Consider the following 25,406-nt stretch of genomic DNA (forward strand, 5'->3'; position numbering starts at 1 on the left):
CGGCCGCACTTTCGTCATGGGGCCAGTGTGGTCCGAAGGACCCAGCGACGCAAGCCTGTGCCCCCGAAGTGGGCGGTTCCCCGCCGGGGCCTGTCTGGCGGGCGGGAGGGGGGCTCAGCCCTCGGCCCCCTCCTCGGACTGTTCGGCCACCTTGGCGACGGACACGACCTCGTCCCCGCCGGTATCGAAGACCCGGACCCCGCCCGCATTGCGCGACCGGAAGGGGATCCCTTCCACCGGCACGCGGATCGACTGACCCCCTTCCGTGACCAGCATCACCTGATCGGCGGGATCGACAGGGAAGGCGGCCACGATACGGCCCACATCGCGCCCGCGCCGTTCGCTCAGATCCATGGCCCGCACGCCCTGACCGCCGCGGCCCCGGACCGGATAGTCATGGGCCGATGTCAGCTTGCCCATCCCGCGTGAGGTGACGAACAGGATCAGCTCCTCGGCGGCGGACATCTCGGCATAGCGGTCCTGAGAGATGACGCCGGCGGTCACGGCCTCCTCCTCCTCGGGGTTGGCGGATTCGGGATCCTCGGTCTCGGTGTCGCCCATGATGGCGCGGCGCATCTTGATATAGGCTGCGCGTTCCTCGGGCGTGGCCTCGAAATGGCGGATGACGGCCATGCTGACGACGTGATCCGTCTCGTCCTGGAGGCGGATGCCGCGCACACCGGTCGAATCGCGCCCCTTGAAGACGCGCACCTCCGTCGCGGCAAAGCGGATCGCCCGCCCGTGATCGGTCACGAGGAGGATGTCATCCTCCTTCGAGCAGATCGCCGCATTGACGAGGCGGGTCTGCCCCTCGAGCTTCATGGCGATCTTGCCGTTGCGCATGACATTCACGAAATCCGACAGGGCGTTGCGCCGCACATCGCCGGTGGATGTGGCAAAGACGATCTGCAACTCGTCCCAGTGGTCCTCGGGGCGGTCGACGGGGACGATGGCCGCCACCGTCACGCCCTGGGCGATGGGCAGCAGGTTGACAAGGGCCTTGCCCTTGGAGGTCCGCCCGGCCAGCGGCAGCCGCCAGCACTTGAGCTTGTAGACCATGCCGTCGGTGGTGAAGAACAGCAGCGGCGTGTGGGTATTCGCCACGAAGAGGCGCGTGACCACGTCCTCTTCCTTGGTCTGCATGGAGGTCAGCCCCTTGCCGCCGCGCCGCTGGGCCCGGAATTCCGAAAGCGGGGTGCGCTTGATCCAGCCGCCCTGGGTCACGGTGACGACCATGTCCTCGCGCTCGATCAGGTCCTCGTCCTCGAGATCGCCTTCCCACTCCACGATCTCGGTCCGCCGCGGGACGGCGAAGAGGTCGCGCACCTCGCGCAGTTCGTCGGCGATGATCCCCATGATCCGCTCGCGCGAGGCGAGGATGGCGAGATAGTCGCCGATCTTCGCCGCCAGCGTCTCGAGCTCGTCGGTCACCTCGCGCACGCCGAGCTGCGTGAGCCGCTGGAGCCGCAGATCGAGGATGGCCTTCGCCTGTTCCTCGGACAGGTTGTAGGTGCCGTCCGTGTTGAGCGGATGCAGGGGATCGTCGATGAGGCGGATATAGGGGGCGATGTCCTGGGCGGGCCAGCGCCGCTCCATCAGCCTCGAGCGGGCCTCTGCCGCATCGGCCGAGGAGCGGATCGTGGCGACCACCTCATCGACATTCGACACGGCCACGGCCAGACCGCACAGGATATGCGCCCTTTCGCGGGCCTTGCGCAGCTCGAAGGCGGTGCGGCGTGCCACGACCTCCTCGCGGAAGGCGAGGAAGGCGGTCAGGAACCCCCGCAGGGTCATCGTCTCGGGCCGCCCGCCATTGAGCGCCAGCATGTTGCAGCCGAAGCTCGTCTGCATCGGCGTGAAGCGGTAGAGCTGGTTCAGCACCACATCCGGCGTCGCATCCCGCTTGAGTTCGATGACGACGCGCACGCCCTGCCGGTCGCTCTCGTCCTGGACATGGGCGATGCCCTCGATGCGCTTCTCGCGCACGGCTTCGGCGATGCGATCGATCATCGCCGACTTGTTGACCTGATAGGGGATCTCGTCCACGACGATGGCACTGCGCCCGCGGATCTCCTCGAAATGGGTCCGGGCCCGGATCGTCACCGATCCGCGCCCCTCCAGATAGGCCTTGCGCGCCCCGGAGCGGCCAAGCAGCAGCCCCCCCGTCGGGAAATCCGGCCCCGGCACATGCTGGATCAGATCCTCGGATGTCAGGTCCGGGTCCGCGATCAGGGCCAGCGTCGCATCGATCACCTCGCCGAGATTGTGGGGTGGGATGTTGGTCGCCATCCCCACGGCGATGCCGCCTGCCCCGTTGACCAGCATGTTCGGGAAGCGCGCCGGCAGGACGGTGGGTTCGCGGTCCTTGCCGTCGTAATTGTCCTGGAAATCGACCGTGTCCTTGTCGATGTCGGCGAGCATGAAGGCCGCCGGCCGGCCCATGCGGACCTCGGTATAGCGCATCGCGGCGGCCGGATCGCCATCCATGGAGCCGAAATTGCCCTGCCCGTCGAGCAGCGGCAGCGACATCGAGAAATCCTGCGCCATCCGCACCAGCGCCTCGTAGATCGCGCTGTCGCCATGGGGATGGTATTTCCCCATCACGTCGCCGACGGGGCGCGCGCTCTTGCGATAGGGCTTGTCATGCGTGTTCCCCGTCTCGTGCATGGCATAGAGAATCCGCCGGTGCACGGGCTTGAGCCCGTCGCGGATGTCGGGAATCGCCCGGCTGACGATCACGCTCATCGCGTAGTCGAGGTAGGAGGTCTTCATCTCCTGCTCGATCGACACGGTCGGCCCGTGCGGGGTCTTCGCATCGGGCGCCTGGGGTGTGTCCGGCCGGTCGCTCATCTGGGGGAGCCTGCTCAAGATATGGGGGATGACCCCTATATAAGCCCCCTGCATATGGGCGCAATGGTGCCGCCGCGGCTGCTGTCAGCAATCAGGAACGACTGATAACAAACTGTTTTCATTGATTGTCAAGGAAATCATGCTGGAATGGGGTCATCGAGTCCCCCATCCCCAGGGAGAGGCCCATGACACCGAGACCGACCTCCGAGACGGAGCTGATGCTCAAGGGCTATGGCCTGACCACGGCCGAGTTCTTCTATCGCATGCCCGATTACCGCAACGTCCTCAACAGCTTCATCTGGCAGGACTACGACATCGCCCCCGATCATCCCCGCCTGTTCGAGTTCATCGAATTCTGGCAGCGCGAGATCGAGGGGCCGCTGCATTCCGTCCGCTTCACGCATCGCCGGATGATCTCTCCCGGGCCGCTGGACGAATGTGGTGGGAGAGTTCCGCTACCACTAGGGGCGCGCCGGCAGGCCGGCTCTGCTCCGTCCCCCGCGCCCCGAGGCGGGGGGCGGCGCGGTCACCAGGGCTGGCGCGCCTCAGGCCCCGCTTCGCCGCGCGACGAAATCCACCAGATGGGGCACATAATCCTCCGGCCCCCCGCCGCCCTGCGGCAACGGCCTCGACATAGCTGTTCTTCACCGCACTGGCGAGGGTCGTGGGCACGCCTGCCGCGTTCGCCATCGCCTCCAGATAGCGCAGGTCCTTGGCTGCATTCGACAGGGTGAAACGGTGCGCCTCGCGGTTCCCCTCCAGGGCATAGCCCATGAAGGTCCGGTAGAAGGCGCAATCCATCCGCCCGTCGCGGATCACCGAATCGAAGGCGGCGACACCGATTCCCGCCTTGCGCGCAAGGGCCAGCGCCTCGGCATAGAGTGCGCCATAGCCGAGGCTGATGAAATTGTTGATCAGCTTCATCCGGTGCCCGGCCCCCGGCCCGCCGACATGCAGGATCCGCGCGGCAAAGAGGCGCAGGATCCTCTCGGCACGGGCCAGGTCGCGGTCCTCGGCCCCCATCATCACGTCCAGCGTGCCCTCCCAGGCCTCCTTCGGCGTGCGCGAGAGCGGCGCATCGACCAGGCCGATCCCGCGTGCCCGCAGCATCGCGCCCAGTCGGTCGGTGGAGACCGGATCCGAGGTGGAACAGTCGATCACCAGCGATTCGCCTGACCGCAGGCCGGGAAGCAGGCCGCCGACCGTCTCCTCGACCTGGGGCGAGCCGGTCAGACAGAGCACCACCACATCGGATCGCTCGGCCAGCTCGGTCAGGGTTGCGGCCTCATGCGCGCCCCTGGCCACGAGGTCGTTCACCGCCTCGCGCCGCCGATGCGCGATCACCGTCAGGGGATGCCCCTTGGTCAGGATGTTGTGGGCCATCCCATGCCCCATGAGCCCCACGCCCACGAACCCGACCCGCTCGGCCATGCCATCCTCCCTCTGTTCCTCGGCGGGGATCATGAGGGCACGGCGCGGGAAAGGACAGACCGGCCATGGGGGCGGCTGTCGTCAACGGTTTCTTAACCTTTTCATGCGATGACAGGGGCAGGGCGGTGCAATCCGCGATTCGCCCGCCGATTCATCCGCAGCCTTTTCAGAAGGGAGGGGCCGTCATGACTGTCGCATCGCCGGCCCCTTGCCGGTTCTCAGGGTCTTGCCCGCATCAGCATGCCGAACAGGTCGCGCGGATCGTCGGGATCCGCGATCATGTCGAGCCGGTCGTAGAGGCCTGTCTCCATCGCCCTGGCCCGCACATAGACGAGGGCCGAGAAATCCTCGATCGCGAATCCCACGCTGTCGAACAGCGTGATGGCATCGCGCGACCGCCGTCCCGGCTTGCGTCCGGCGATGACCTCCCACAGCTCCGTCACGGGGTGATCGGGGGGAAGCTGCTGGATCTCGCCCTCGATCCGTGTCTGCGGCGGATACTCCACGAAGATGTCGGATCGCAGCAGGATCTCCCGCGCAAGCTCGGTCTTGCCGGGGCTGTCACCGCCGACGGCATTGATATGGATGCCGGGGCCGACCATGTTGTCGCTCAGGATCGTGGCGAACTTCTTGTCTGCGGTCACGGTGGTGACGATCTGGGCACCCAGGATGGCCTCTTCGGCGCTGGCGCAGGGGATGACGCGCAGATCCCGGTTCCGAAGGTTGCGCACGGCCTTGTCGGTGGCGGCGGGGTCGATGTCCCACAGGCGCACTTCCTCGATGCCGAGCAGGGCCCTGAAGGCCAGGCACTGGAACTCGCATTGCGCGCCGTTGCCGATCACCGCCATGACCTTCGACCCTTCGGGGGCCAGGTGCCGGGCGGCCAGGGCGGACATCGCCGCGGTGCGCAGTGCGGTCAGGATCGTCATTTCGGACAGCAGCACCGGATAGCCCGTGTGCATGTCGGCCAGCAGCCCGAAGGCCGTCACCGTCTGCAGGCCAGAGCGGCTGTTGATCGGGTGTCCGTTGACATATTTGAAGCCATAGACCTCGCCGTCCGTGGTCGGCATGAGCTCGATCACGCCTTCTGCCGAATGGGCGGGGATGCGTTCGCGCTTCTCGAAGCTCTCCCAGCGGCGGAAATCGTGCTCGATCGCCTCGGCCAGGTCCCGCAGCATCGTCTCGAGGCCGATGCGATGGACAAGGCGCATCATGTTCTCGACGCTGACAAAGGGGATCAGCGCCTTGTCGGAGGGGGCGGGGCGGTCGGTCTGCGGGGCGGCGGCGGGCATGGGCTGGTGCATCGTCATGCGTCTCTCCGGCTGTCAGGCGTGGGATCGGGTGGGGCGGTCGAAGATGCGCCGCCCGAACAGCGATGCGGCCAGGTCCACCATCACGCCGGCGGTCCGCCCGCGTTCGTCGAGGAAGGGGTTCAGCTCCACGAGATCGAGCGAGGTCACAAGGCCCGAATCGCAGAGCATTTCCATCACCAGATGGGCTTCGCGCAGGGTGGCTCCGCCGGGCACGGTGGTGCCGACGGCCGGGGCGATGGCGGGGTCGAGGAAATCGACATCGAGCGAGACATGAAGCATGCCGTTGGCGGCTTCGACGCGCGTCAGGAATTCGGCCAGGGGCGCGCGGATGCCATGTTCGTCGATATGGCGCATGTCGTACAGATGCACCTCGGTTTCCCGAAGGGCCTCGCGTTCGCCCGGATCGACCGAACGGATGCCGATCATGCAGACTTGGCGCATGGGCAGGGGGGCGGGCATGGCCGGAAAGGCCTCGAACCCCTCGCGTCCGGCCAGATAGGCGACGGACACCCCGTGGAGATTGCCCGAGGCGGTCGTCAGGGGGGTGTGGAAATCGGTATGCGCATCGAGCCACAGCAGGAAGAGCGGCCGGCCCGCTTCGGCGGCATGGGCGGCAACACCCGCGACCGAACCCATCGACAGCGCATGATCGCCGCCGAGGAAGACGGGAAAGCCTTGTGCCGCCGCTTCCTTTCCGGCCCGCATCAGGGCGGCGGTCCAGCCCACCGTCTCGGGCAGGCCGAAGAGATGGGGGTCTTCGGGCAGGTCGACCGGATCGGGGCAGAGATTGCCCAGATCCTTCACGCGATGGCCGAGGGATTCCAGGGCTTCGGCCAGGCCGGCCACGCGGAAGGCGTCGGGCCCCATCAGGCAGCCGCGGCGGCGTTTGCCGCTGTCCACCGGGGCGCCGATCAGGATGATGTCATGTTCGCTCATGGCTGGCATCGCTCGGCCAAAGCGGTGGCAGACGGAAGCCCGGAATTCGTGCAGAATGGCGATGAATTGATCGAATCGGTCAACCGAAATGGACGAACTGGATCATCGCCTCATTGCCGCCCTGCGTCGGGACGGGCGGGCCTCGCTGTCGGATCTGGCCCACCATCTGGGGGTGACGCGGACGACCGTGCGGATGAGGCTCAACCGTCTTGTGACATCTGGAGAGATCGCGGGCTTCACGGTCCTGACGCGGTCGGATGTGGCACAGGCTCCGGTGCGCGGGCTGATGATGCTGCAGGTGGAGGGGCGCTGGACCGATCGGGTGATGGCGCGTCTTTCCGGCATCCCGGAGGTGACGGCATTCCACACGACGAATGGCACATGGGACCTGATTGCCGAGGTGGCGGCCGACAGTCTCGAGGGCTTCGATCAGGCGCTCTTCGCCATCCGCCGGATCGAGGGTGTGGCGCGGAGCGAGACGAATCTGCTTCTCTCGACGCGCCGCCCGGTCAGGCGGCCGGTCTGAGGGTCAGCCGCGGCGCGAGGCGCGGATGGCCAGGATCCAAAGGACAACGAGGCCGAGCGACAGCACCGCGCTCCAGGAGGCCATCGACAGGCCCAGCCATTCCCAGGAGACCTGGTCGCACATCACGGCCCGGTCTCCCTCGAGCGAGAGCAGCTCGGCCCCGGACATTCCGCCCAGGCCTCCGCCTGCGGTGCAGGCTGTCTGGATATCCCACCAGTCGCGCTCCACCCCCGTATGCATCAGGCCCAGCGCTGCGGTCGTCAGCGCCGCCAGGGCGCCCAGAAGGGGGAAGGCCGGCCCCCGCACCGCCAGCGCCACGAGGCCCGCCGCCACGGCGACGAAATGGGGATAGCGTTGCCACCAGCACATCGGGCAGGGGGGGTAGCCCTGCCATTGCCAGTACCAGGCCCCCGCCAGAAGCGCCGCCGACCCGCCCGCGGCCAGAAGGAGAAGGAGGGTTCGGCTCACCGGCATGCTCCCTTGTGGATCCTTCGGGACGCTTGCGGAAGGAGGCCGCCGAAGGCAAGGGGTCAGGCATGGACCCGGCAGGCCGTTCACGGCGTTGTGGAGCCCGATGGACTGAACCTGTGACGGGGGGGCGCGATGCGGTGGCAGGGACGACGGGGCAGCAGCCATATCGAGGACCGCCGCCGCATGGGTCCGCGCATGGGTCCGGGTGGGCGCGGCGTCTCACTTGGCGGAATCGGCGGGCTGGGCGCCGTGGCGGTCGTGCTCATCGGCCTGTTTCTCGGGGTGGACCTGACGCCGCTGCTCGATGGCGACACGACTGCCGGGCCCCCGCGCGAGATCACGGCCGAAGACGATGCGATGGCCCGCTTCGTCTCTGTCACCCTGGCCGATACCGAGGAGGTCTGGGCCGAGATCTTTCGCGAGGATCTCGCCCTGACCTATGATCCGGTCACCCTCGTGCTGTTCGCGGGGGCGACACAGTCGGCCTGCGGGGGCGCGAGCCTGCAGACAGGTCCCTTCTATTGCCCGCAGGACAGGCGCATCTATCTCGACACGGACTTCTTCCGCATCATGGAGCGCCAGCTCGGCGCGGAAGGGGATTTCGCGGCCGCCTATGTCGTGGCACATGAGGTCGGCCATCATGTGCAGGACGAGCTCGGGATCCTGGCCGAAGCCCGGCGCGGACGCCAGCAGGGGGCGGACAGCGCGGGGGTGAGGGTCGAACTGCAAGCGGACTGTTTCTCCGGCGTCTGGGCACGCAGGGCCGAATCCCGTTTCGGCAGTCTGGAGCCGGGCGATGTGGAGGAGGCCATGAATGCCGCAGCCCGGATCGGCGACGATGTCCTGCAGCGCCGGTCAGGCGGTCCCGTGCGGCCCGAGACCTTCACCCATGGCACGAGCGAACAGCGTCAGCGCTGGTTCTGGACCGGGTATGAGGCCGGCGACATCCGCGCCTGCGACACGTTCCGCGCCGCGGCTCTCTGACCGTTTGACGGCCCGGCGAGGGGGGACTAGAGGCTGGCACGGCAGCCGGTGTGGCGGAATGGCAGACGCAGCGGATTCAAAATCCGTCGCCCCCAGGGGCATGAGAGTTCGAGTCTCTCCACCGGCACCAGCCACCGGCATCGGGGGACCGGCTTCCCCCCGGCCGGATGCGGGATCCGCAGGCTTGGCAGGGGCCCCGATGCCGGATTGCGGAGGCCTCCCGTGATGGAGGTGGATCGCCTCGCGGGGATCGGTCGGGCCGGGCGGCTGGCTCATCCGGCCAGGGTCATCCCGATGACCTTTCTCCTGGCCATCGCGCTGGGCACGGCACTGCTGATGCTGCCTGCGGCAAAGGCGGGGAAGGGGGCGCACCCCTCATGACGGCGCTCTTCACGGCCACTTCGGCCGTGTGCATCACCGGCCTCATCGTCGTGGATACCGCGACCTACTGGAGCCCCTTCGGCCAGGTCGTGATCTTCGGACTGTTCCAGATTGGCGGCTTCGGGATCATGACAGGGGCGACGCTGCTCGGCCTTCTGGTCAGCCGCCGCCTGCGGTTGAGTCAGCGGCGAATCGTCCAGGCCGAGACCCGCAGCCTGACCCCTGCCGATGTCCGCGGAGTCATGGGGGTGCTGCTGCTGGTCACGCTCTCGGTCGAGCTCGTCGTCATGGGCGTCCTCGCCCTGCGGTTCCGCTTCTCCTACGGAGAGCCCTGGGGCATCGCCCTCTGGCACGGACTGTTCCATGCCGCCTCGGCCTTCAACAATGCGGGCTTCTCCCTCTACCCCGACAGCCTCATGCGCTTTGCGCTGGACCCGGTCGTGCTGGTCCCGGTCATGCTGGCCGTGATCCTCGGCGGCATCGGGTTTCCCGTCATCCATGAACTGCGCCAGGAATGGCGCACTCCCGGCCTGTGGTCGATCCATGCCAAGATCACCCTCTTCGGCACGGCGATCCTTCTGCCTCTCGGCTTTGCGGGCATCGCGATCCTCGAATGGAACAACGGGCGGACCCTGGGGGATCTGCCCGCGTGGGGCCGGGCGCTGGGGGCGCTGTTCCATTCGGTGATGACCCGCAGCGGTGGCTTCAACAGCTTCGATACGGGGGCGCTGCGTGCCGAAAGCCTTCTGCTCAGCGACATGCTGATGTTCGTGGGCGGCGGCAGTGCGGGGACGGCCGGTGGCATCAAGATCACAACCGTCTTCCTGCTGGGCTTTGTCGTCTGGTCCGAGATCCGCGGCCATTCCGAGGCGTCTGCCTTCAATCGCAGCATCAGCCCCGAGGTGCAGCGGCAGGCCCTGACCATCGCGCTGCTGGCCGCCATGCTTGTCAGCCTGTCGACACTCGCCCTGCTGTCGCTGACACCCTTTCCGCTCGACCGCGTGCTGTTCGAGGTCCTGTCGGCGGCCGCGACGGTGGGGCTGTCCACCGGCATCACGGATGATCTGCCCCCGTCCGGCCAGCTCATCCTGATCGGCTTGATGTTCGTCGGACGCGTCAGCACGATCACGCTGGCGGCGGGGCTTGCGCTGCGGACCCGCAAGCGGCTTTACCGGTTCCCGGAGGAGCGCCCGATTGTTGGCTAGACTGTTTACTCCGCAAGGCGACAGCGTTGTCGTCATCGGGCTCGGCCGGTTCGGCAGTGCGGTGGCCGAATCGCTCGTCCGGCTGGGCCATGACGTGCTCTGCATCGACTCGGATCCGGCGATCGTACAGGACTGGAGCGACCGCCTGGCCCATGTCGTCCAGGCCGACAGCTGCAATCCCGATGCGCTGCGCCAACTGGGCGTGGCGGAGTTCCAGCATGCCGTGGTCGGCATCGGCATCAACATCGAATCGAGCGTCCTGACGACGCTGGCACTCAGCGAACTGGGCGTGCCGGATATCTGGGCCAAGGCCGTCACCCGCAATCACGGACGCATCCTCGAACGCACCGGGGCGCATCACGTCGTCTTTCCCGAGGCTGCGATGGGCGAGAGGGTGGCCCATCTGGTCACCGGCAAGATGATCGACTTCATCGAGTTCGACGACGATTTCGCCATCGTCAAGACACGGGCCCCGCGCGAGGCGGTCGGCCGCACCCTGGCCGAATCCGCGCTGCGGACCCGCTACGGGATCACCATCGTCGGGGTGAAGCGACCCGGTCTCGACTTTGCCTATGCCCGGCCCGAGACCGTGATCCTCGAAGGAGACCTCCTCATTGTCTCGGGTCAGACGGCGGCTGTGGAGCGCTTTGCCGCCATGGCGCCGGGCTGAGATCGCACCGGGCGGAGCCGTCTTCATCCCCTGATTCGTCCGCCCGCCGCCTGTCGTCGTGGCGGCGCCGGCGACAGCGCTGCCCAAACAGGCCGATTGATATCAACCCGGTGACAACCCCGGGAGCTGTCCCGCGCCGCATGCTGCCCCGAGGGAGGGCGAGGCGGAACAGGGCACTCTTTCCTGTTTGCGGACAAACTCGCGCAAGAGGCGAGAAAGAGCGACCCTGGCGTGTCCATTGCTGCAAAGTCGGAAACGATGCCCGATGCGTCCTCTCCGGGAAGGGGGCGGGGATGCCCCATTCCTGCCCCAATCGTGCCGGGTTCCGGACGCCTGCCGAACATTTTTTCCTTCTTTCTCCACCTTCTTGCCTTTATTGATAGGGGAGGCCCATCTGGGGGGCTTCGATGGCTGCGGGGGCAGCCAGACGGCGGTATCCGCCGGGAAGGGAGATGCGGGCAGGGCGGGCAGACAGTCCGCTTCTGCACTGTCGGTCTGCATGCGCAGGCATGCGGGCGGACCTGTTTGGGTCAGAGGAGTCGGCAGATGGTCGATGATCGGGTGGATGGATCGGGAGCCCCGTCGGGTGCGCCGTCCAGAACACGGGATGGGATCGTGTCCGGAACGCCGGGCGACGACCGGATCGATATGGCCTATGCTGGGGATCCGGACGGTGACCGGATCGACAATCTGGATGCCATCCTGCCCGGCACGCGGGAGAATGACGATGTCGTGGACGCCGGAGACGGCAACGACACCGTGATGGCCGGGCTGGGCAACGACACCGTCTTTGGCGGGGCCGGCAATGATGTGATCCATGGCGGCGCCGACGACGACCGACTGTTCGGCGGGGACGGCGATGATACGCTCTTCGGCGGAGACGGGCAGGACATCCTGTTCGGCGGAGCCGGCAATGACAGGCTCTGGGGCGAAGCGGGCGACGATACCCTCAAGGGCGGCGAAGGACAGGATCTCCTTGTCGGCGGCGCCGGCAATGACTGGATCAATGGCCAGGAGGGGAACGACACCCTCTTCGGGGGCGAGGGCGACGACCGGATCTTCGGCGAGGACGGCGACGACACGGCCTATGGCGGCGCGGGCGACGACAGCATCGAGGGCGGCGCAGGCAACGATGTCCTTTTCGGCGGCGCAGGCAGCGACACGATCTTCGGCGGCACGGGCGATGACGTGATCGGCGGGGACGCCGGCGACGATGTCCTGTTCGACGGCGACGGCGACGATGTGATCTTCGGCGGCGCCGGGAACGACACCATCCATGGCGGGTCGGGCCGCAACATCCTGTCGGGGGGCGACGACCGCGACCTGTTCCTGGGCGGATCGGGCGGCAGCGCAGTGGACGGCGGATCGGGCGGGGACGACTTCGACACGCTCGACCTGCGCGGATCGGGCGTTCGCCGCATCGAATACACGAGCGACGACCGCGAGGACGGGATCGTCCATTTCCGTGACGGCACCACGATGACCTTCACGGAGATCGAGAATGTCATCCCCTGCTTCACGCCCGGCACCGTCATCGCCACGCCGCACGGCGAACGCCCTGTCGAGGAGCTGAAGGTCGGCGACCGGATCATCACCCGTGACAACGGCATCCAGGAGATCCGCTGGATCGGACGCAAGGATCTTTCGGCCCGCGCCCTTGTCGCCGCTCCGCATCTGCGGCCGATCCTGATCCGGGCCGGTGCGCTCGGGCATGGCCTGCCGGAGCGGGACATGCTGGTCAGCCCGAACCACCGCATCCTTGTCGCCAATGAACGCACCCAGCTCTACTTCGAGGAATCCGAGGTTCTTGCCGCGGCCAAGCACATGGTCGGCAGCCCCGGCATCCATGCGGTGGACGTAATGGGCGTCAGCTACATCCATTTCATGTTCGATCAGCATGAAGTGGTCCTCTCCAACGGCGCCTGGACCGAAAGCTTCCAGCCCGGCGACTGGAGCCTGAAGGGGATCGGCAACGCCCAGCGCAGCGAGCTGTTCGAGCTCTTCCCCGAACTGCGCACCGCGCAGGGGATCCACAGCTATCACGCCGCGCGCAAGACGCTGAAGAAGCACGAGGCACGGCTGCTCGTCCGTCAGGGCTGAGGTCACGCAGCCCCTCTGCGCACAGGGGCGGAAAGCGGGAGCGGCAAGCGGGGGGCAGCGCATGGCCCCCCGCGGCTCCTTTGCGCCTAGGCCCGCATCCGTCCGCCATCGTCCCACAGCGGCGCAAGATGCACACGCGCCGGGCGGCGCTCACCCAGGATCTCGATCTCGACAGGCAGGCCGTCCGCGATCCGGTCGGTCGGCAGGAAGCCCTGGGCGACGCTCTGCCCGGTCCAGTGGCTGAACCCCCCGGATGTGCACCAGCCGACCACCGCCCCGTCGAGCCAGATCGGCTCCCAGCCGACGACATCGGCATCGGCCGCTTCCACCACGAAAGGCACGAGGCGACGCTTCGGCCCCCGGGCCCTTTCGGCCAGGGCCGCCGCCTTGCCGATGAAGTCTGCCGTCTTGTCCAGCCGCAGGAAGCGGTCGAGACCCGTCTCTGCCGGCGTGTAGTCGGGCGAGAATTCGCGCCCCCAGCTGCCGAACCACTTGTCGAGCCGCAGCGACATCATCGCCCGCATCCCGAAGGGACGCAGCCCCAGATCGCGGCCCGCCTCCCACAGGACATGCCACAGATGTCGCTGGCTCATGGCATCGCAGAAGATCTCGTAGCCGAGATCGCCGGTATAGCTGACGCGCTGCACGAGGCAGTCGGCCATGCCCACGGTCATCCGCCGGCAATCCATGAAGCGCAAGGGCGCATGATCGCGCGTGACACGGTGCAGAAGCTCGGTGGCGCGGGGTCCCGCAATCTGGAAGCCGGTGCGGGTATCGGAGATGTTCTCGATCCGCATCCCGTCCTCGGCATGGCTTTCGAACCAGCGCAGATGCCAGCCCTGGGCGCCATAGCTGGCGGTCAGCATGAACTCGGTGTCCGAAAGGCAGGAGACCGTGAAATCGCCGATGATCCGGCCCGAAGGAGCCAGCAGGGGGTTGAGCGCGAGGCGCCCGGGCCGCGGGATCGTCCCGGCCATGATGCGGTCCAGCCAGTCGCGCGCGCGGGGCCGGTCACACGATACTTGCCGAAATTCGACAGCTCGTTGATGCCCACCCCCTGGCGGACGGCGAAAACCTCCTGCCGCGTGGCCTCCCAGGCGTTGGACCGCTTGAAGGTCGGCGTCTCGTGGCGCGGCTCTCCCGGAAGGGCAAAGTAGTTGACGACCTCGAGCCCGTATTGCTGGCCCCAGACCGCGCCCATGGCATCGAAGATGTCGTACATGGGCGAGGTGCGGAAAGGCCGGGCTGCAGGCTTCTCCTCGTTCGGATAGGCGACGGAGAAGCGCGTCCGGTAATTCTCGATGACCTTGGGGACGGTGTAGCCCGGCGTCGTCCAGTTGCCGAAGCGGGCGATGTCGAAGCCGCGGGGGTCGCGCTCCGTCTCGCCCTCGATCATCCACTGGGCGAGCGAGAGGCCCATGCCCCCGCCCTGGCTGAAGCCTGCCATGACGGCGCAGGCCGACCAGAAGTTGCGCAGCCCCGGCACGGGACCGATCAGCGGGTTGCCGTCCGGGGCGAAGGTGAAGGGGCCGTGGATCACGCGCTTGATCCCCGTGCGGCCGAGGACCGGAAAGCGGCGGGTGGCGAAGGCGACCGAATCCTCGATCTTGGTCCAGTCCTCGTTCAGCAGTTCATGCCCGAAGGTCCAGGGGGTGCCGTCGATCGACCAGCCCTCGCAGGGCTTCTCGTAGAAGCCGATGCAGAAGCCGCGGCCCTCCTGCCGCAGATAGCTTTCGCCGCCGGGGTCGATCACATGGGGAAACTCGGTTCCCCGTTCCAGATAGGCCACGACCTCGGGCACCTCGTCGGTGACCAGATACTGATGGGCCATCGGCAACAGCGGCCCGTAGACGCCGGCCATGGCAAAGACCTCGCGCGCCCAGAGACCCGCGGCATTGACGACATGTTCGGCATGGATGGTGCCCTTCTCGGTCACGACATCCCAGCTTCCGTCCGCACGCGGGTGCAGCTCCAGCACGCGGTTGTGCAGGACGATCTCCGCCCCCCCATGCGGGCTGCGCGGGCATAGGCATGGGTGGTGCCGGACGGGTCGAGATGGCCATCCAGCGGATCCCAGAGCGCCCCGAGGATACCGTCGAGATTGACGAGGCCGGCGGTCTTCTCCTCGATCTCCTTCGGACCGAGGATGGCGGTCTCGAGGCCCATGTAGCGGTGCTTGGCCCGTTCGGCCTTGAGCATGTCGAAACGTTCGGGCGTGTCCGCCAGGGTCAGCCCGCCCACATGATGCAGGCTGCAGGACAGGCCGGTGATCGCCTCCAGCTCCCTGTAGAGGCGGATCGTGTAGCCCTGCAGCGCCGCCATGTTGGTATCGCCGTTGAGCGTGTGGAACCCCCCGGCCGGCATGCCAGGTGGAGCCCGATGTCAGTTCGGATCTCTCGATCAGCATGACATCGGACCAGCCGAGCTTTGTCAGATGGTAGAGCACCGAGCAGCCGACGACGCCGCCCCCGATCACGGCCACGCGTGTGGTGGTCTTCATGTCCTTCGTTCCCCCGTTCCCTTGGGTCGCGGCAGCCTAGGCCGCGTTGCCCGCGCGATGGTTGCCGGAACGCGACGCGACAAGTCGCTCCTGGCCTTTCCGTTGCGCTCAGGATCCCAGGAAGGGGTTAATGATCCGTTACGGCATCGAACGGTCGATGGCCGATCCGCGCAACACCCTGACGGGCTCCGCTTGACGCGAAACGCGATCGGCGCAGTTCCGGACATCCTCTCGGGGTCGATGCTCGCGGTGACGACCTTTTCGCTGACGGCCATGGTCACCCTTCAGCGGTCGGCAGCCCGGATGTTCACGCCGCGCGTCCATCTCGTGCTGATGAAGGACCGAACGACGCAGAATGCGCTGGCCACCTTCATCGGCGCGTGGATCTACGCGCTGCTCGCGACCGTCATCCTCGATCTTCCGTATTTCGGCGAGCGGGGGCGGGTGGCGTTGTTCGTCACGACGGTCCTGTTGCTGAGCCTGATCGTGATGAGCACCCTGCGCTGGATCCTGCATCTGCAATCCGCGGGATCGCTCATCGATACCGCCCGGCGGATCGAGGACGAGGCGGCCGGGCCGCTGGCCGCGGGACCGGGCGCTCGCCGGCTCTCGACCCAGCAGGAGAAGGCCCAGCTTGCCCGGGCCGCGGCGTGGCTCAGGGAATGATGCGGGTGTATTTCGTCCCTTCGATCGTCGCCCCGAGGCGCAGGCCCGACTGGGCAAAGACGACGGCAATGACCGGCATCATCGCCGTCGTGGTATCGGCGCGCAGGATCTCGCCACGGTCATTGACCGCATATTGCAGGTTGGCCCCGGCCACCCAGCCGGGAGACTGACGGAATTCGAGCAGCGCTTCCTGCGTCATGAAGAAGAGGACGTGGGAATACTGCTGGGCCCCGATCTGGAGCCCGGCCGAAGCGGCGGTGGCGGCATAGTAGTCCACGGTCGCGCCCCCCACCCGAAGGGCCCCGGTGCCATAGGCCCCGCCCAGGCCCAGGCCCAGCTCGGTGACCACGGGCATCACCAGCATCCCTGCGGCCTGATTGGCCAGATCGCGCGTGGCGGGATAGTTCTGGAAGAGAAAGTTCAACGCCGCATCGACACGGGCATCGATCGTCGCCGCGCCGCCCGATCCGATGCCGTTCGCGCAACCGGCCAGCGCGGATGCCGCCACGAAGCAGCCCAGAAGCGCGCGTCGGGTAAATGCCGTCATCGTCACCGCCCTACAGGTTTCCGGCCTTGTCCCGGCCCGTTGTGCCGCAGTCTAGGACGGGCCGGGTCTCCTGTCATCCCGGTCCCTCATCCGGATCCCGGGGTGTCGGCGGGGTTCGGCCGCCGGCCCCGGGCCGAGCCCAGCGCCGCCAGCATCCCTGCCAGTGTGACCATCACGATCCCGGCCAGCGCCAGGGGATCGGGCAGATGGCCGAAGGCCAGCCAGCCCAGTCCCGCGGACCAGATGAGCTGCACATAGTTGAACGGGGCCAGCGTGGCGGCCGGCGCCTCGCGATAGGCGGCTGTGAACAGGACATGTCCCAGTGTCGCCAGCAGGCCCAGCCCCGTCAGGGCCGCGATGTCGAAGGGCGGAACGGCGCGGTCCGGCAGGTTGAAGGGTAGCAGCGCCGCAAAGATCGCCAGACCGGCCAGGGCCGTGAAGACGAGCAGGGCCTGCGTGCTCTCCGTCCGGGACAGCAGGCGGGACAGCATCTGATAAACGGCTGTCGCCGCGGCACAGAGAAGGGCGAAGGCCACGCCCTGCGCCGAAAGACCGCCGCCCGGTCGCACGATCAGGAGCACCCCCGCCAGTCCCAGCATCACGGCGGCCCAGCCCAGCGGGGCGACCCGCTCGCCCAGAAGGGGGACAGCCAGGATCATCACCGCCAGAGGGGCGAGATAGACGATGGCGATCGTTTCGCCCACCGGCATGTGACGCAGGGCCAGCCCGACCGCGATCGAGGCGACCGACAGGCTGCCGGCCCGGACCAGGACCAAGCCGGTGCGGCGGGTGCGGAACAGCGCCGCGCCGCCGGTCGGCAGATAGATGGCCAGAAGGATCGTGGCATTGATCAGATAGCGCACGGCCAGCACGAAGGGCACCGGCCAGCGCGCGGTGAGGTATTTCGTCACCACATCCGACAGCGCGAACATGAAGACGGCAGCCAGGATCAGCCCGATCCCGCGCCAGGGTTGCTGTCCGTCCATGACCTCGTGCCCTTACCGCCTCTCGCCGGGTGGCGCTCGCCTGCCCTGTTTCGCGCCCTAGTCGTTGAGCATGCGTGCCGCCTCGGGTGCGAAATAGGTCAGGATGCCGTCGCATCCCGCACGGCGGAAGGCCATGAGGCTTTCGATCATCGTCTTCGGGCCGTCGATCCAGCCATTCGCGGCCGCGGCCCGCAGCATCGCATATTCGCCGGAGACCTGATAGGCGAAGGTCGGCGCGCCGAAGCGGTCCTTCACGCGGCGGCAGATGTCCAGATAGGGCAGGCCCGGCTTCACCATCACCATGTCCGCCCCTTCGGAGAGGTCGCGCGCGACACAGCGCAGCGCCTCCTCGGCATTGGCGGGGTCGATCTGATAGGTCGCCTTGTCGCCCCTGAGGGCGCCGCTTGCCCCGACCGCATCCCGGAAGGGGCCATAGAAGGCGCTGGCATATTTGGCGGCATAGCTCAGGATCGCGACATGGCCGTATCCTTCGGCCTCGAGCGCGCGGCGGATGGCGCCGATCCGGCCATCCATCATGTCCGAGGGGCCGAGGATGTCCGCCCCCGCCGCAGCCTGCGCAAGCGCCATGCGCACCAGCGCCTCCACCGTCTCGTCATTGACGATCTCGCCGTTGCGGACGAATCCGTCATGGCCGTCGATATTGTAGGGATCGAGGGCGATGTCGGTCATCACCGCGATTTCCGGCACGGCGTCCTTGATCGCCCGGATGGCGCGGTTGACGAGGTTGTCGGGCGACCAGGCCTCGGCACAGTCCGCCGTGCGCTGCTCCAGGGCCGTATAGGGAAAGAGGCAGAGCGCCGGAATGCCGAGCGAGCGGGCTTCGCGAGCGGTCTCGACGATGCCGGCGACGGTTCGGCGGCGGATGTCGGGCATGGAGGCGATGGTCTCGCCATCCTCGCCGCCGGTGAGGAAGACCGGCCAGATGAAATCCGAAGCTGTCAGCGTCGTCTCGCGCAGCAGGGCACGCAGAGCGGGCGTGCGGCGCAGCCGGCGCAGCCGGGTGGCGGGGAATGGGGCAGGGATCGGTGTCATGGGGGCCTCCGGCGGCGGGCCGGGCGGACCGGCCACAGCATGGGGCGTGGCATGGAACGGCCGCAGGCTCAAGTCTGGGCAAGGCGACGGCAACCCGCTAGGTTCGGGGCAACGAAACAGGGACAGGCCGGAGCTGACCTTGCAATTCACCACGATCCTCTTCGAGGTCATCGATTTCCGGTCCTTCTCCAACCTCTGGTACTGGATCATGCTGGCCGTCCTGTGGTCGAGCGCGAGCCACTGGGTGCTGGGCGTGCCCTTCGACATGATCCAGCGGGCCAGGCGGCAGGGCGGCCAGGCGCTGGCCGATCTGCAGGACATGGTGCGCATCAATGTCACGCGGCTTCTCTATATCGGCGAGGTGGCGGGGCTGTGGCTCGTGGGATTTGTGGCCTTCCTGCTGACCACGCTGCTGCTGCTCGCCTTCTGGTACTGGATCGAGTTCGCGCAGGCCGTCGTGCTGATCGCCCTGCCCATGACGCTTGTCGGGGTCATGAGCATCGCCACCGCGCGGCGCATCGCGCAGGAGGCCCCAGAGGGCGAGGCGCTGTTCCGGCGCCTCTCGCGCCATCGCCTGCATGTGCAGATGGTGGGCATGCTGTCGATCTTTGTCACGGCAATGTTCGGGATGTATCAGAATCTCGTGGCGGTGCGGAGCTTCTGACGGTTGACGGCGCCTGCCTGCGCGGTAGGTGAGCGCGCATGCTCCGCTCCCCTCTCCATGTCACGGTCGGTGGCGCCCCCGAAGGCCATGATGCCAGGCTGATCCTGCAGGAGCTGGACCGCTCCGGCCCCTGCCGTCCTGCATGTCGCGCGCGATGACCGGCGCCTTGCGGCGATGCGCGCCGCGCTGGCCTTCTTCGACCCCGGCCTGCCGGTCTTCACCTTTCCGGCCTGGGATGTGCTGCCCTATGACCGCGTGTCGCCCAACCCCGAGATCGCGGCCGCGCGGATGGCGACGCTGGCCGCACTCGTGCACGGGATGCCGGGACGCTTCGTCCTGCTGACCACGCTCAATGCCGCGACGCAGCGCATCCCCCCGCGCGAGCTGCTGCAGAGGACCGCCTTCACCGCGCGGGTGGGCGACCGCGTGGACGAGGCGGCCCTGCGGGCCTTCCTGACACGGATGGGCTTCACCCAGGCCCCCACCGTCACCGAACCGGGCGATTATGCCCTGCGCGGCGGGCTGATCGATGTCTGGCCGCCGGGCCATGAGATGCCTGTGCGACTCGACTTCTTCGGCGACATGCTCGATGGCGCGCGCCGCTTCGACCCCGCCACGCAGCGCACGACCGAGAAGCTGACCGTGGTGGAGCTCGCCCCCGTCTCGGAGGTCCTGCTCGAGGAGGACGCCATCGCGCGCTTCCGTCAGGCCTACCGGCAGGAATTCGGCCCCGCCGGCAGCGACGATCCCCTCTACGAGGCCGTCAGCGCCGGACGCCGGCAGGCGGGGATGGAGCACTGGCTGCCCTTCTTCCATGAGCGGCTGGAGACGCTGTTCGACTATCTCCCCGGCGCGACCGTCACGCTCGACGACCAGACCGAGGCGGCGCGCGAGGTGCGATGGGCTACCGTCCAGGACGCCTATGAGACGAGGCGGGCCGCCATGGCCGATCGCAGCCGCATCGATACCGTCTACAAGCCCGCGCCGCCGGGGCTTCTCTATCTGGACGCAGAGGCCTGGGATGCCGTGCTGCGGGACCGGCGGGTGCTGCGCTTCCATCCTCTGCCGCAACCGTCCGGCCCCGGCACGATCGATGCGGGCGGGCGGATCGGGCGGGATTTCGCCCCCGAGCGGCAGTCGGAGAAGCTGTCGCTCTTCGGGGCGCTGGCCGCGCATGTGAAGGCGCGGCTGGCCGAAGGCCCGGTCATCCTGGCCAGCTATTCCGAAGGCTCGCGCGAGCGGTTCGAACATCTGCTGGAGGAGGAGGGCCTGGGCGAAACCGTGGCCGTCCCCGACTTCTCGCGCGTGGGGCGGCATGGCATCCATCTGGCGGTCTGGCCTCTCGAACGCGGCTTCGAGGCGCCGGGCCTGACGGTGATCGCCGAACAGGATGTGCTGGGCGACCGGCTGATCCGCCCCGCGCGACGCAAGCGGCGGGCCGAGAACTTCCTGACCGAGGTCCAGAGCCTTCGCCCCGGCGATCTGGTCGTGCATGTGGAACATGGGGTGGGGCGCTTCGTCGGCATGGAGACGGTGCGCATCGCCCTGCCCGGCCAGAAGGGGCCCGGCGCCCCGCACGAATTCCTGCGGCTCGAATATGCCGAAGGCGGCTCGCTCGGCCTGCCGGTGGAGAACATCGATCTGCTGTCCCGCTACGGCCACGAGGACGGGCTTCTGGACAAGCTCGGGGCAGGGGCCTGGCAGGCCCGCAAGGCCCGCCTCAAGGAGCGCATCAAGCTGGCGGCGGAACGGCTGATCCGGACCGCCGCCGAACGGGCGTTGCGCAAGGCGCCCGAGATCGACCCGCCCGAGGATCTGTGGGAGCAGTTCCTCGCCCGCTTTCCCTATGTGGAAACCGAGGACCAGATCCAGGCCATCGATGATGTGCTGGCCGACATGGCCTCGGGCCGGCCGATGGACAGGCTGGTCTGTGGCGATGTCGGTTTCGGCAAGACCGAGGTGGCGATCCGCGCCGCCTTTGTCGCCGCCATGTCCGGCCTGCAGGTGGCCGTGGTGGCGCCCACCACCCTCCTGGCCCGCCAGCATTACCGCACCTTCGCCGAAAGACTGCGCGGATTCCCCATCGAGGTGCGCCCCCTTTCTCGCTTCGTCAGCGCGAAGGAGGCCGCAAGGACGCGCGAGGGGCTGGCCGATGGAACCGTGGATATCGTCGTGGGCACCCATGCGGTGCTCGCCAAGCAGGTGAAGTTCCGCAATCTCGGCCTTCTGGTGATCGACGAGGAGCAGCATTTCGGAGTCGCCCACAAGGAGCGGCTCAAGGAGATGCGGTCGGACATCCATGTGCTCACGCTGACCGCGACGCCGATTCCGCGCACGCTCCAGATGTCGCTCACGGGCGTGCGCGACCTGTCGGTGATCGCCACGCCGCCCGTGGACCGTCTGGCCATCCGCACCTATGTGTCCGAATTCGACACGGTGACGATCCGCGAGGCGCTGCTGCGCGAGCATTACAGGGGCGGGCAGTCCTTCTTTGTCGTGCCCCGCATCGCCGACCTGCCCGAGATGGAGGACTGGCTGAAGCGCGAGGTGCCGGAGCTCAGCTATATCGTCGCGCATGGCCAGCTTGCGGCGGGCGATCTCGACGAGCGCATGAATGCCTTCTACGACGGCAAGGCCGATGTCCTTCTGGCCACGACCATCGTGGAATCGGGGCTCGACATTCCCACCGCGAACACGCTGATCGTCTGGCGGGCCGATCTGTTCGGCCTGGCGCAGCTCTATCAGATCCGCGGCCGCGTGGGGCGCTCCAAGACGCGCGCCTATGCCTATCTGACGACAAAGCCCCGCCTGAAGCTGACCCCGCAGGCGGAACGGCGGCTCAAGGTGCTGGGCAGCATCGACAGCCTCGGGGCGGGTTTTGCCCTCGCCTCGCAGGATCTCGACATCCGCGGTGCAGGGAACCTGCTGGGCGAGGAGCAGTCCGGCCAGATCCGCGAGGTGGGCTTCGAGCTCTATCAGCAGATGCTGGAGGAGGAGATCGACCGCCTGCGCGCCGGCAAGGGCGAAATGGTCGAAACCGAAGGCGGCTGGTCCCCGCAGATCAGCCTGGGCGTGCCCGTCCTGATCCCGGAGGATTATGTGCCCGACCTCGATGTCCGGCTCGGGCTCTATCGGCGGCTGGCCTCTCTCGAGACCAAGATGGAGCTGGAGGGTTTTGCGGCCGAGCTGATCGACCGTTTCGGCCCCCTCCCGCGGGAGGTGAACACCCTCCTTCTCGTGGTGCGCATCAAGGCCGCCTGCCGTCGGGCGGGGTGGCGCGTCTCGATGCGGGGCCGAAGGGGGCGACGATCCAGTTCCATCAGGATCGCTTTGCCAATCCGGCCGGCCTTGTGGAATTCCTCCAGGCGCGCGCAGGAACAGCACGGATCAAGGACAACAGGCTCATCGTGCTGGGCGACTGGCCGACAGAGGCCGAGCGCATCAAGGCTGCCTTCGGCATCGTCCGCGATCTGGCCGAGAAGGCGGCCGAGGCGAAGGGCGCCTCAGCCGATCGGCCAAAGGCCGCTTCTGCGCAATAAGGGGCCGATTGTGTGCCCCGCGGGGGGCGTGCTAGGCGCCTGGCATGTTGGATCGCCGCCTCTCCGTCGTGATTCCTGCCTATAACGAGGAAGGGGCCATCGCCGCCCTCGTGCAGGAGACCTTTGCCGTCCTTCCGGCGGAGCTGCTGGGCGAGGTGATCGTCGTGGACGATGCCAGTGCCGATGGAACCGCAGGGGCGGTTCGCGCGCTCATCCCCCTCTACGGCGGGCGTCTGCGCCTGATCCGGCATGCCGCTCGCGCGGGGCAGAGCGCCGCGGTGCGCAGCGGCGTTGCTGCCGCGCGGATGCGCCTGGTCGGCACCATGGACGGGGACGGCCAGAATCCGCCGGCCGATCTCGCCCGCCTGGCCGCGGCCTGGGCGCCCGAGGGGCCGCAGCTCGTGGGCGGGCACCGGACGACGCGGCGCGACAGCTGGTCCAAACGGATCGGATCGCGCATCGGCAACGGGGTGCGCCGGGCCCTGCTGCGCGACGACTGCCCCGATTCGGGCTGCGGGCTGAAGGTGTTCGAGCGCGACCGCCACCTCGCGCTGCCCTTCTTCCACGGCCAACACCGCTATCTGCCTGCGCTCTTCCGGGCACAGGGCTGCACGGCGCTGTTCCTGCCCGTGGGTGATCGTCCGCGCCAGCATGGCCGGTCCAACTACACCAACTGGCGCCGCGCCCTGCAGGGCGTGCCCGACCTGCTGGGTGTCGCCTGGCTCGTCCGGCGTGCACGGCCCGTCGCTGCGCAGGAGGAGGGAGCCTGATGACCCAGATGCTTGTGGAGTTCTGGCGCAGCCATTCCACGGCCGAGCTGATCTGGATCGCCGTGGGCCTGATCGCGCAGGGGATGTTCTCGGCCCGGTTCCTCGTCCAGTGGGTCGCCTCCGAAAGGGTTCGCCGCTCCATCGTGCCCGAAGCCTTCTGGTATTTCTCCTTCTTCGGCGGGGTGCTGCTCCTGGCCTATGCGATCCATCGCCGCGATCCGGTCTTCATCCTCGGACAGGCCTTCGGCCTGATCGTCTACACGCGCAACATCTGGTTCCTGCACCGGGCCCGCCGCGAGGGGATCGGCCCCGCGTGAGCGAGAACAGCGTCTGGCGGGCCGTCATCCTCGGCTATGTCCTGCTCCATGCCCTGCTGCGCCTGACGCATGGATCCGCCCTCTACTGGGACGAGGCCGAGGCGCTCTTCCATGCCCGTCGGCTCGAATGGGGCTACGGGCCGCAGCCGCCGCTCTATTTCTGGCTCCAGTGGGGAGTGTTCCGGCTTCTGGGCGAAGGAAGGCTGGCCGTCATTCTCCTGCGCGATGCCGTGCTGGCGGGGGCGCTGCTGGCCCTCTTCGGTCTGCTCTCGCGCGAGGCGGGGCCGCGCATCGCGGGGGTGTCGGTGCTGCTGCTCGGCCTGTTTCCGGTCTTCTCCTGGACGACACAGACCTTTCTGACCCACTCGGTCCTGGCCTTCCTGTGCGCCGTCCTCGTGACGGGCGCGATGCTCCGGCTGATGCGCGCCCCCTCCCGGCCTGCGGCGCTGACCCTGGGGGTGCTGCTGGGCCTCGGGACGCTCTCCAAGCTCAACTTCGTCCTGTGGCCCCTGGCCCTTGTCCTGGCCGCGCTTCTGCTTCCCGAATGGCGGGCCCGGCTGCGCCCCGGCCTCTTGGCTCTGGCCCTGCTGCCGGCGGGCCTGCTGGTCGCCCCTTATGCGCTCTGGGCTGCGCTGAACCCCGCTATGGCGGGGGCCAGCCTCGATTCGCTGGGGCTTGCACGGGATGGCGGGCTGGATGCGGCTGCGGATGGTCTGCTGGCCCTCGCCCAGGCGCTGGCGGCCTTCGGGGGGCTTTGCCGCGCTCGGCCTCATTCCCGTCGCGCTGATCGCCCGAGGGCGGCACCGGATCCGGCAAGGACGGAGCTTCGGCCCCTTGCACGGCTGCTGCTGATGGCGCTGGTCTGCACGGTGCTCCTGATCGGTTTCGCGGTTCTGGCCGGGGGCGTCACGAATCTGCGCGAACGCTGGTTCCTGCCGGTGGGCTGGGCGCTGGCGCCCTGGCTTGCGATCCGGCTCTGGCCCGCCCTGGAGCAGAGGGGGCAGCGCGCGCTGATGGTGCTGGGCGGGGGCGCCTGGGCAGTGGGTCTGGCGGCCTTCGCCATGCTTCCGCTGGTCGATCCGGGGCGGGCCATGACCGATTTCCGCCCCCTCGCGGAGCGTGTCGGCGCATGGCAGGCCGCCGGCCTGCCGGTTCTGGTGGACGGCGCCATTACCGGGGGGAACCTCCGCCTCGCGGCGCCTGGGCTTGATCTTCATCTGGCGGATCCGGGCCGCTGGCCATCCGGGTCCTTTCTTCTGGTGATGGAGGGGCAGGGCGCCTGCCTGCAGGATCTCCCTCTGCGGATCGCGCAGGCCGACCAGGTCTTCGTTCCACGGGGGGATGAGAGAGAGCCGTTCCGGCTCTGCGTGATCGGGGCAGGCTGAACGGGCCCCATGCGCAAGGCAGGGGCGATATCCGCGAATTTCTTCCGCCGCGGAAGAAACTTTCCGGGATTTGATTCACTGACCCTCAAATGCCCTTCCGATTTTCTTCTCA

At 67.9% G+C, this 25,406-nt stretch carries 18 protein-coding genes, 1 tRNA gene and 4 pseudogenes; 14 read left to right on the top strand and 9 right to left on the bottom strand.

Going from position 1 to position 25,406, the window contains the following annotated elements:
• Positions 1–114: 114 nt before the first annotated feature.
• On the bottom strand, positions 115–2,850 hold the full coding sequence (gyrA, locus tag RUTHE_RS04070; protein WP_021097021.1) for a DNA gyrase subunit A: 2,736 nt from the start codon (positions 2,848–2,850) through the stop codon (positions 115–117).
• Positions 2,851–3,035: 185 nt separating this feature from the next.
• Here gyrA and RUTHE_RS15910 point away from each other — a divergent pair.
• A pseudogene (locus tag RUTHE_RS15910) lies at positions 3,036–3,315 on the top strand (usg protein).
• A 198-nt stretch (positions 3,316–3,513) separates the two neighbouring features.
• Here the strand turns inward: RUTHE_RS15910 and RUTHE_RS17385 are convergent.
• The 3 genes and pseudogenes from RUTHE_RS17385 to rocF form a co-directional block, all read right to left on the bottom strand.
• Positions 3,514–4,314: pseudogene (locus RUTHE_RS17385) on the bottom strand (NAD(P)-dependent oxidoreductase); the annotation flags it as partial.
• Positions 4,315–4,499: 185 nt separating this feature from the next.
• On the bottom strand, positions 4,500–5,591 hold the full coding sequence (locus RUTHE_RS04080) for an ornithine cyclodeaminase (protein WP_021097023.1): 1,092 nt from the start codon (positions 5,589–5,591) through the stop codon (positions 4,500–4,502).
• 15 nt (positions 5,592–5,606) lie between these two features.
• A complete protein-coding gene (rocF, locus tag RUTHE_RS04085) occupies positions 5,607–6,530 on the bottom strand; it encodes an arginase (protein ID WP_021097024.1) in 924 nt (307 codons plus the stop codon).
• A gap of 88 nt (positions 6,531–6,618) precedes the next feature.
• Here rocF and RUTHE_RS04090 point away from each other — a divergent pair, with 88 nt between their 5' ends.
• Positions 6,619–7,056 carry an Lrp/AsnC family transcriptional regulator gene (locus tag RUTHE_RS04090; protein WP_021097025.1) on the top strand — a complete coding sequence of 146 codons (438 nt, stop codon included), beginning with the start codon at positions 6,619–6,621 and terminating at the stop codon, positions 7,054–7,056.
• 3 nt (positions 7,057–7,059) lie between these two features.
• Here the strand turns inward: RUTHE_RS04090 and RUTHE_RS04095 are convergent, their stop codons facing one another.
• Entirely contained in the window at positions 7,060–7,530 is a 471-nt protein-coding gene (locus RUTHE_RS04095; RefSeq protein WP_040644979.1) for a disulfide bond formation protein B, read from the bottom strand.
• Positions 7,531–7,659: 129 nt separating this feature from the next.
• Between RUTHE_RS04095 and ypfJ the strand changes: the two genes are divergently transcribed.
• From ypfJ to RUTHE_RS04120, 6 genes are all read left to right on the top strand, one after another.
• A complete protein-coding gene (ypfJ, locus tag RUTHE_RS04100; protein ID WP_040644980.1) occupies positions 7,660–8,511 on the top strand; it encodes a KPN_02809 family neutral zinc metallopeptidase in 852 nt (283 codons plus the stop codon).
• Between the two features lie 44 nt (positions 8,512–8,555).
• Positions 8,556–8,641: transfer RNA gene (locus RUTHE_RS04105), tRNA-Leu, on the top strand.
• Between the two features lie 95 nt (positions 8,642–8,736).
• Positions 8,737–8,892, top strand: coding sequence for a hypothetical protein (locus RUTHE_RS16615; RefSeq protein ID WP_021097028.1), 156 nt, complete (start codon positions 8,737–8,739; stop codon positions 8,890–8,892).
• Entirely contained in the window at positions 8,889–10,097 is a 1,209-nt protein-coding gene (locus tag RUTHE_RS04110) for a TrkH family potassium uptake protein (protein ID WP_021097029.1), read from the top strand. The genes RUTHE_RS16615 and RUTHE_RS04110 overlap by 4 nt, the downstream gene beginning before the upstream one ends.
• On the top strand, positions 10,087–10,767 hold the full coding sequence (locus tag RUTHE_RS04115) for a potassium channel family protein (protein WP_211217720.1): 681 nt from the start codon (positions 10,087–10,089) through the stop codon (positions 10,765–10,767). Before RUTHE_RS04110 ends, RUTHE_RS04115 begins: the two co-directional genes overlap by 11 nt.
• A 546-nt stretch (positions 10,768–11,313) precedes the next feature.
• Complete coding sequence (locus tag RUTHE_RS04120; protein WP_021097031.1) at positions 11,314–12,867, top strand: Hint domain-containing protein; 1,554 nt, start codon at positions 11,314–11,316, stop codon at positions 12,865–12,867.
• Between the two features lie 86 nt (positions 12,868–12,953).
• Here the strand turns inward: RUTHE_RS04120 and RUTHE_RS04125 are convergent.
• Positions 12,954–15,367 (bottom strand): annotated as a pseudogene (locus RUTHE_RS04125) (GcvT family protein).
• Between the two features lie 192 nt (positions 15,368–15,559).
• On the opposite strand from RUTHE_RS04125, the gene RUTHE_RS16620 reads away from it, so the two are divergent.
• The gene (locus tag RUTHE_RS16620; protein WP_158453417.1) at positions 15,560–16,033 is read left to right on the top strand and encodes a DUF2254 family protein; all 474 of its coding nucleotides are present in this window, start codon (positions 15,560–15,562) and stop codon (positions 16,031–16,033) included.
• On the opposite strand, the gene RUTHE_RS04135 is transcribed toward RUTHE_RS16620, so the two are convergent.
• The 3 genes from RUTHE_RS04135 to hemB form a co-directional block, all read right to left on the bottom strand.
• Positions 16,023–16,580 (bottom strand): lipid-binding SYLF domain-containing protein, encoded by a 558-nt coding sequence (locus RUTHE_RS04135; RefSeq protein WP_021097036.1) that lies wholly within the window; start codon positions 16,578–16,580, stop codon positions 16,023–16,025. The genes RUTHE_RS16620 and RUTHE_RS04135 overlap by 11 nt on opposite strands.
• 86 nt (positions 16,581–16,666) lie before the next feature.
• A complete protein-coding gene (locus RUTHE_RS04140; RefSeq protein ID WP_021097037.1) occupies positions 16,667–17,566 on the bottom strand; it encodes a DMT family transporter in 900 nt (299 codons plus the stop codon).
• Positions 17,567–17,623: 57 nt separating this feature from the next.
• Positions 17,624–18,619, bottom strand: a complete 996-nt coding sequence (gene hemB, locus RUTHE_RS04145) for a porphobilinogen synthase (RefSeq protein ID WP_021097038.1) — start codon at positions 18,617–18,619, stop codon at positions 17,624–17,626.
• 139 nt (positions 18,620–18,758) lie between these two features.
• Between hemB and RUTHE_RS04150 the strand changes: the two genes are divergently transcribed.
• From RUTHE_RS04150 to RUTHE_RS04170, 5 genes and pseudogenes are all read left to right on the top strand, one after another.
• The gene (locus RUTHE_RS04150) at positions 18,759–19,283 is read left to right on the top strand and encodes a hypothetical protein (RefSeq protein WP_021097039.1); all 525 of its coding nucleotides are present in this window, start codon (positions 18,759–18,761) and stop codon (positions 19,281–19,283) included.
• 38 nt (positions 19,284–19,321) lie between these two features.
• Positions 19,322–22,822 (top strand): annotated as a pseudogene (gene mfd, locus RUTHE_RS04155) (transcription-repair coupling factor).
• Positions 22,823–22,866: 44 nt separating this feature from the next.
• Positions 22,867–23,592 (top strand): glycosyltransferase family 2 protein, encoded by a 726-nt coding sequence (locus RUTHE_RS04160; protein WP_021097041.1) that lies wholly within the window; start codon positions 22,867–22,869, stop codon positions 23,590–23,592.
• Positions 23,592–23,909 carry a lipid-A-disaccharide synthase N-terminal domain-containing protein gene (locus RUTHE_RS04165; RefSeq protein ID WP_021097042.1) on the top strand — a complete coding sequence of 106 codons (318 nt, stop codon included), beginning with the start codon at positions 23,592–23,594 and terminating at the stop codon, positions 23,907–23,909. Before RUTHE_RS04160 ends, RUTHE_RS04165 begins: the two co-directional genes overlap by 1 nt.
• Positions 23,906–25,294 (top strand): glycosyltransferase family 39 protein, encoded by a 1,389-nt coding sequence (locus RUTHE_RS04170; protein ID WP_021097043.1) that lies wholly within the window; start codon positions 23,906–23,908, stop codon positions 25,292–25,294. The genes RUTHE_RS04165 and RUTHE_RS04170 overlap by 4 nt, the downstream gene beginning before the upstream one ends.
• The last annotated feature ends 112 nt before the right edge of the window (positions 25,295–25,406 follow it).

The sequence above is a fragment of the Rubellimicrobium thermophilum DSM 16684 genome, from assembly GCF_000442315.1.
Taxonomy (GTDB): Bacteria; Pseudomonadota; Alphaproteobacteria; order Rhodobacterales; family Rhodobacteraceae; genus Rubellimicrobium; species Rubellimicrobium thermophilum.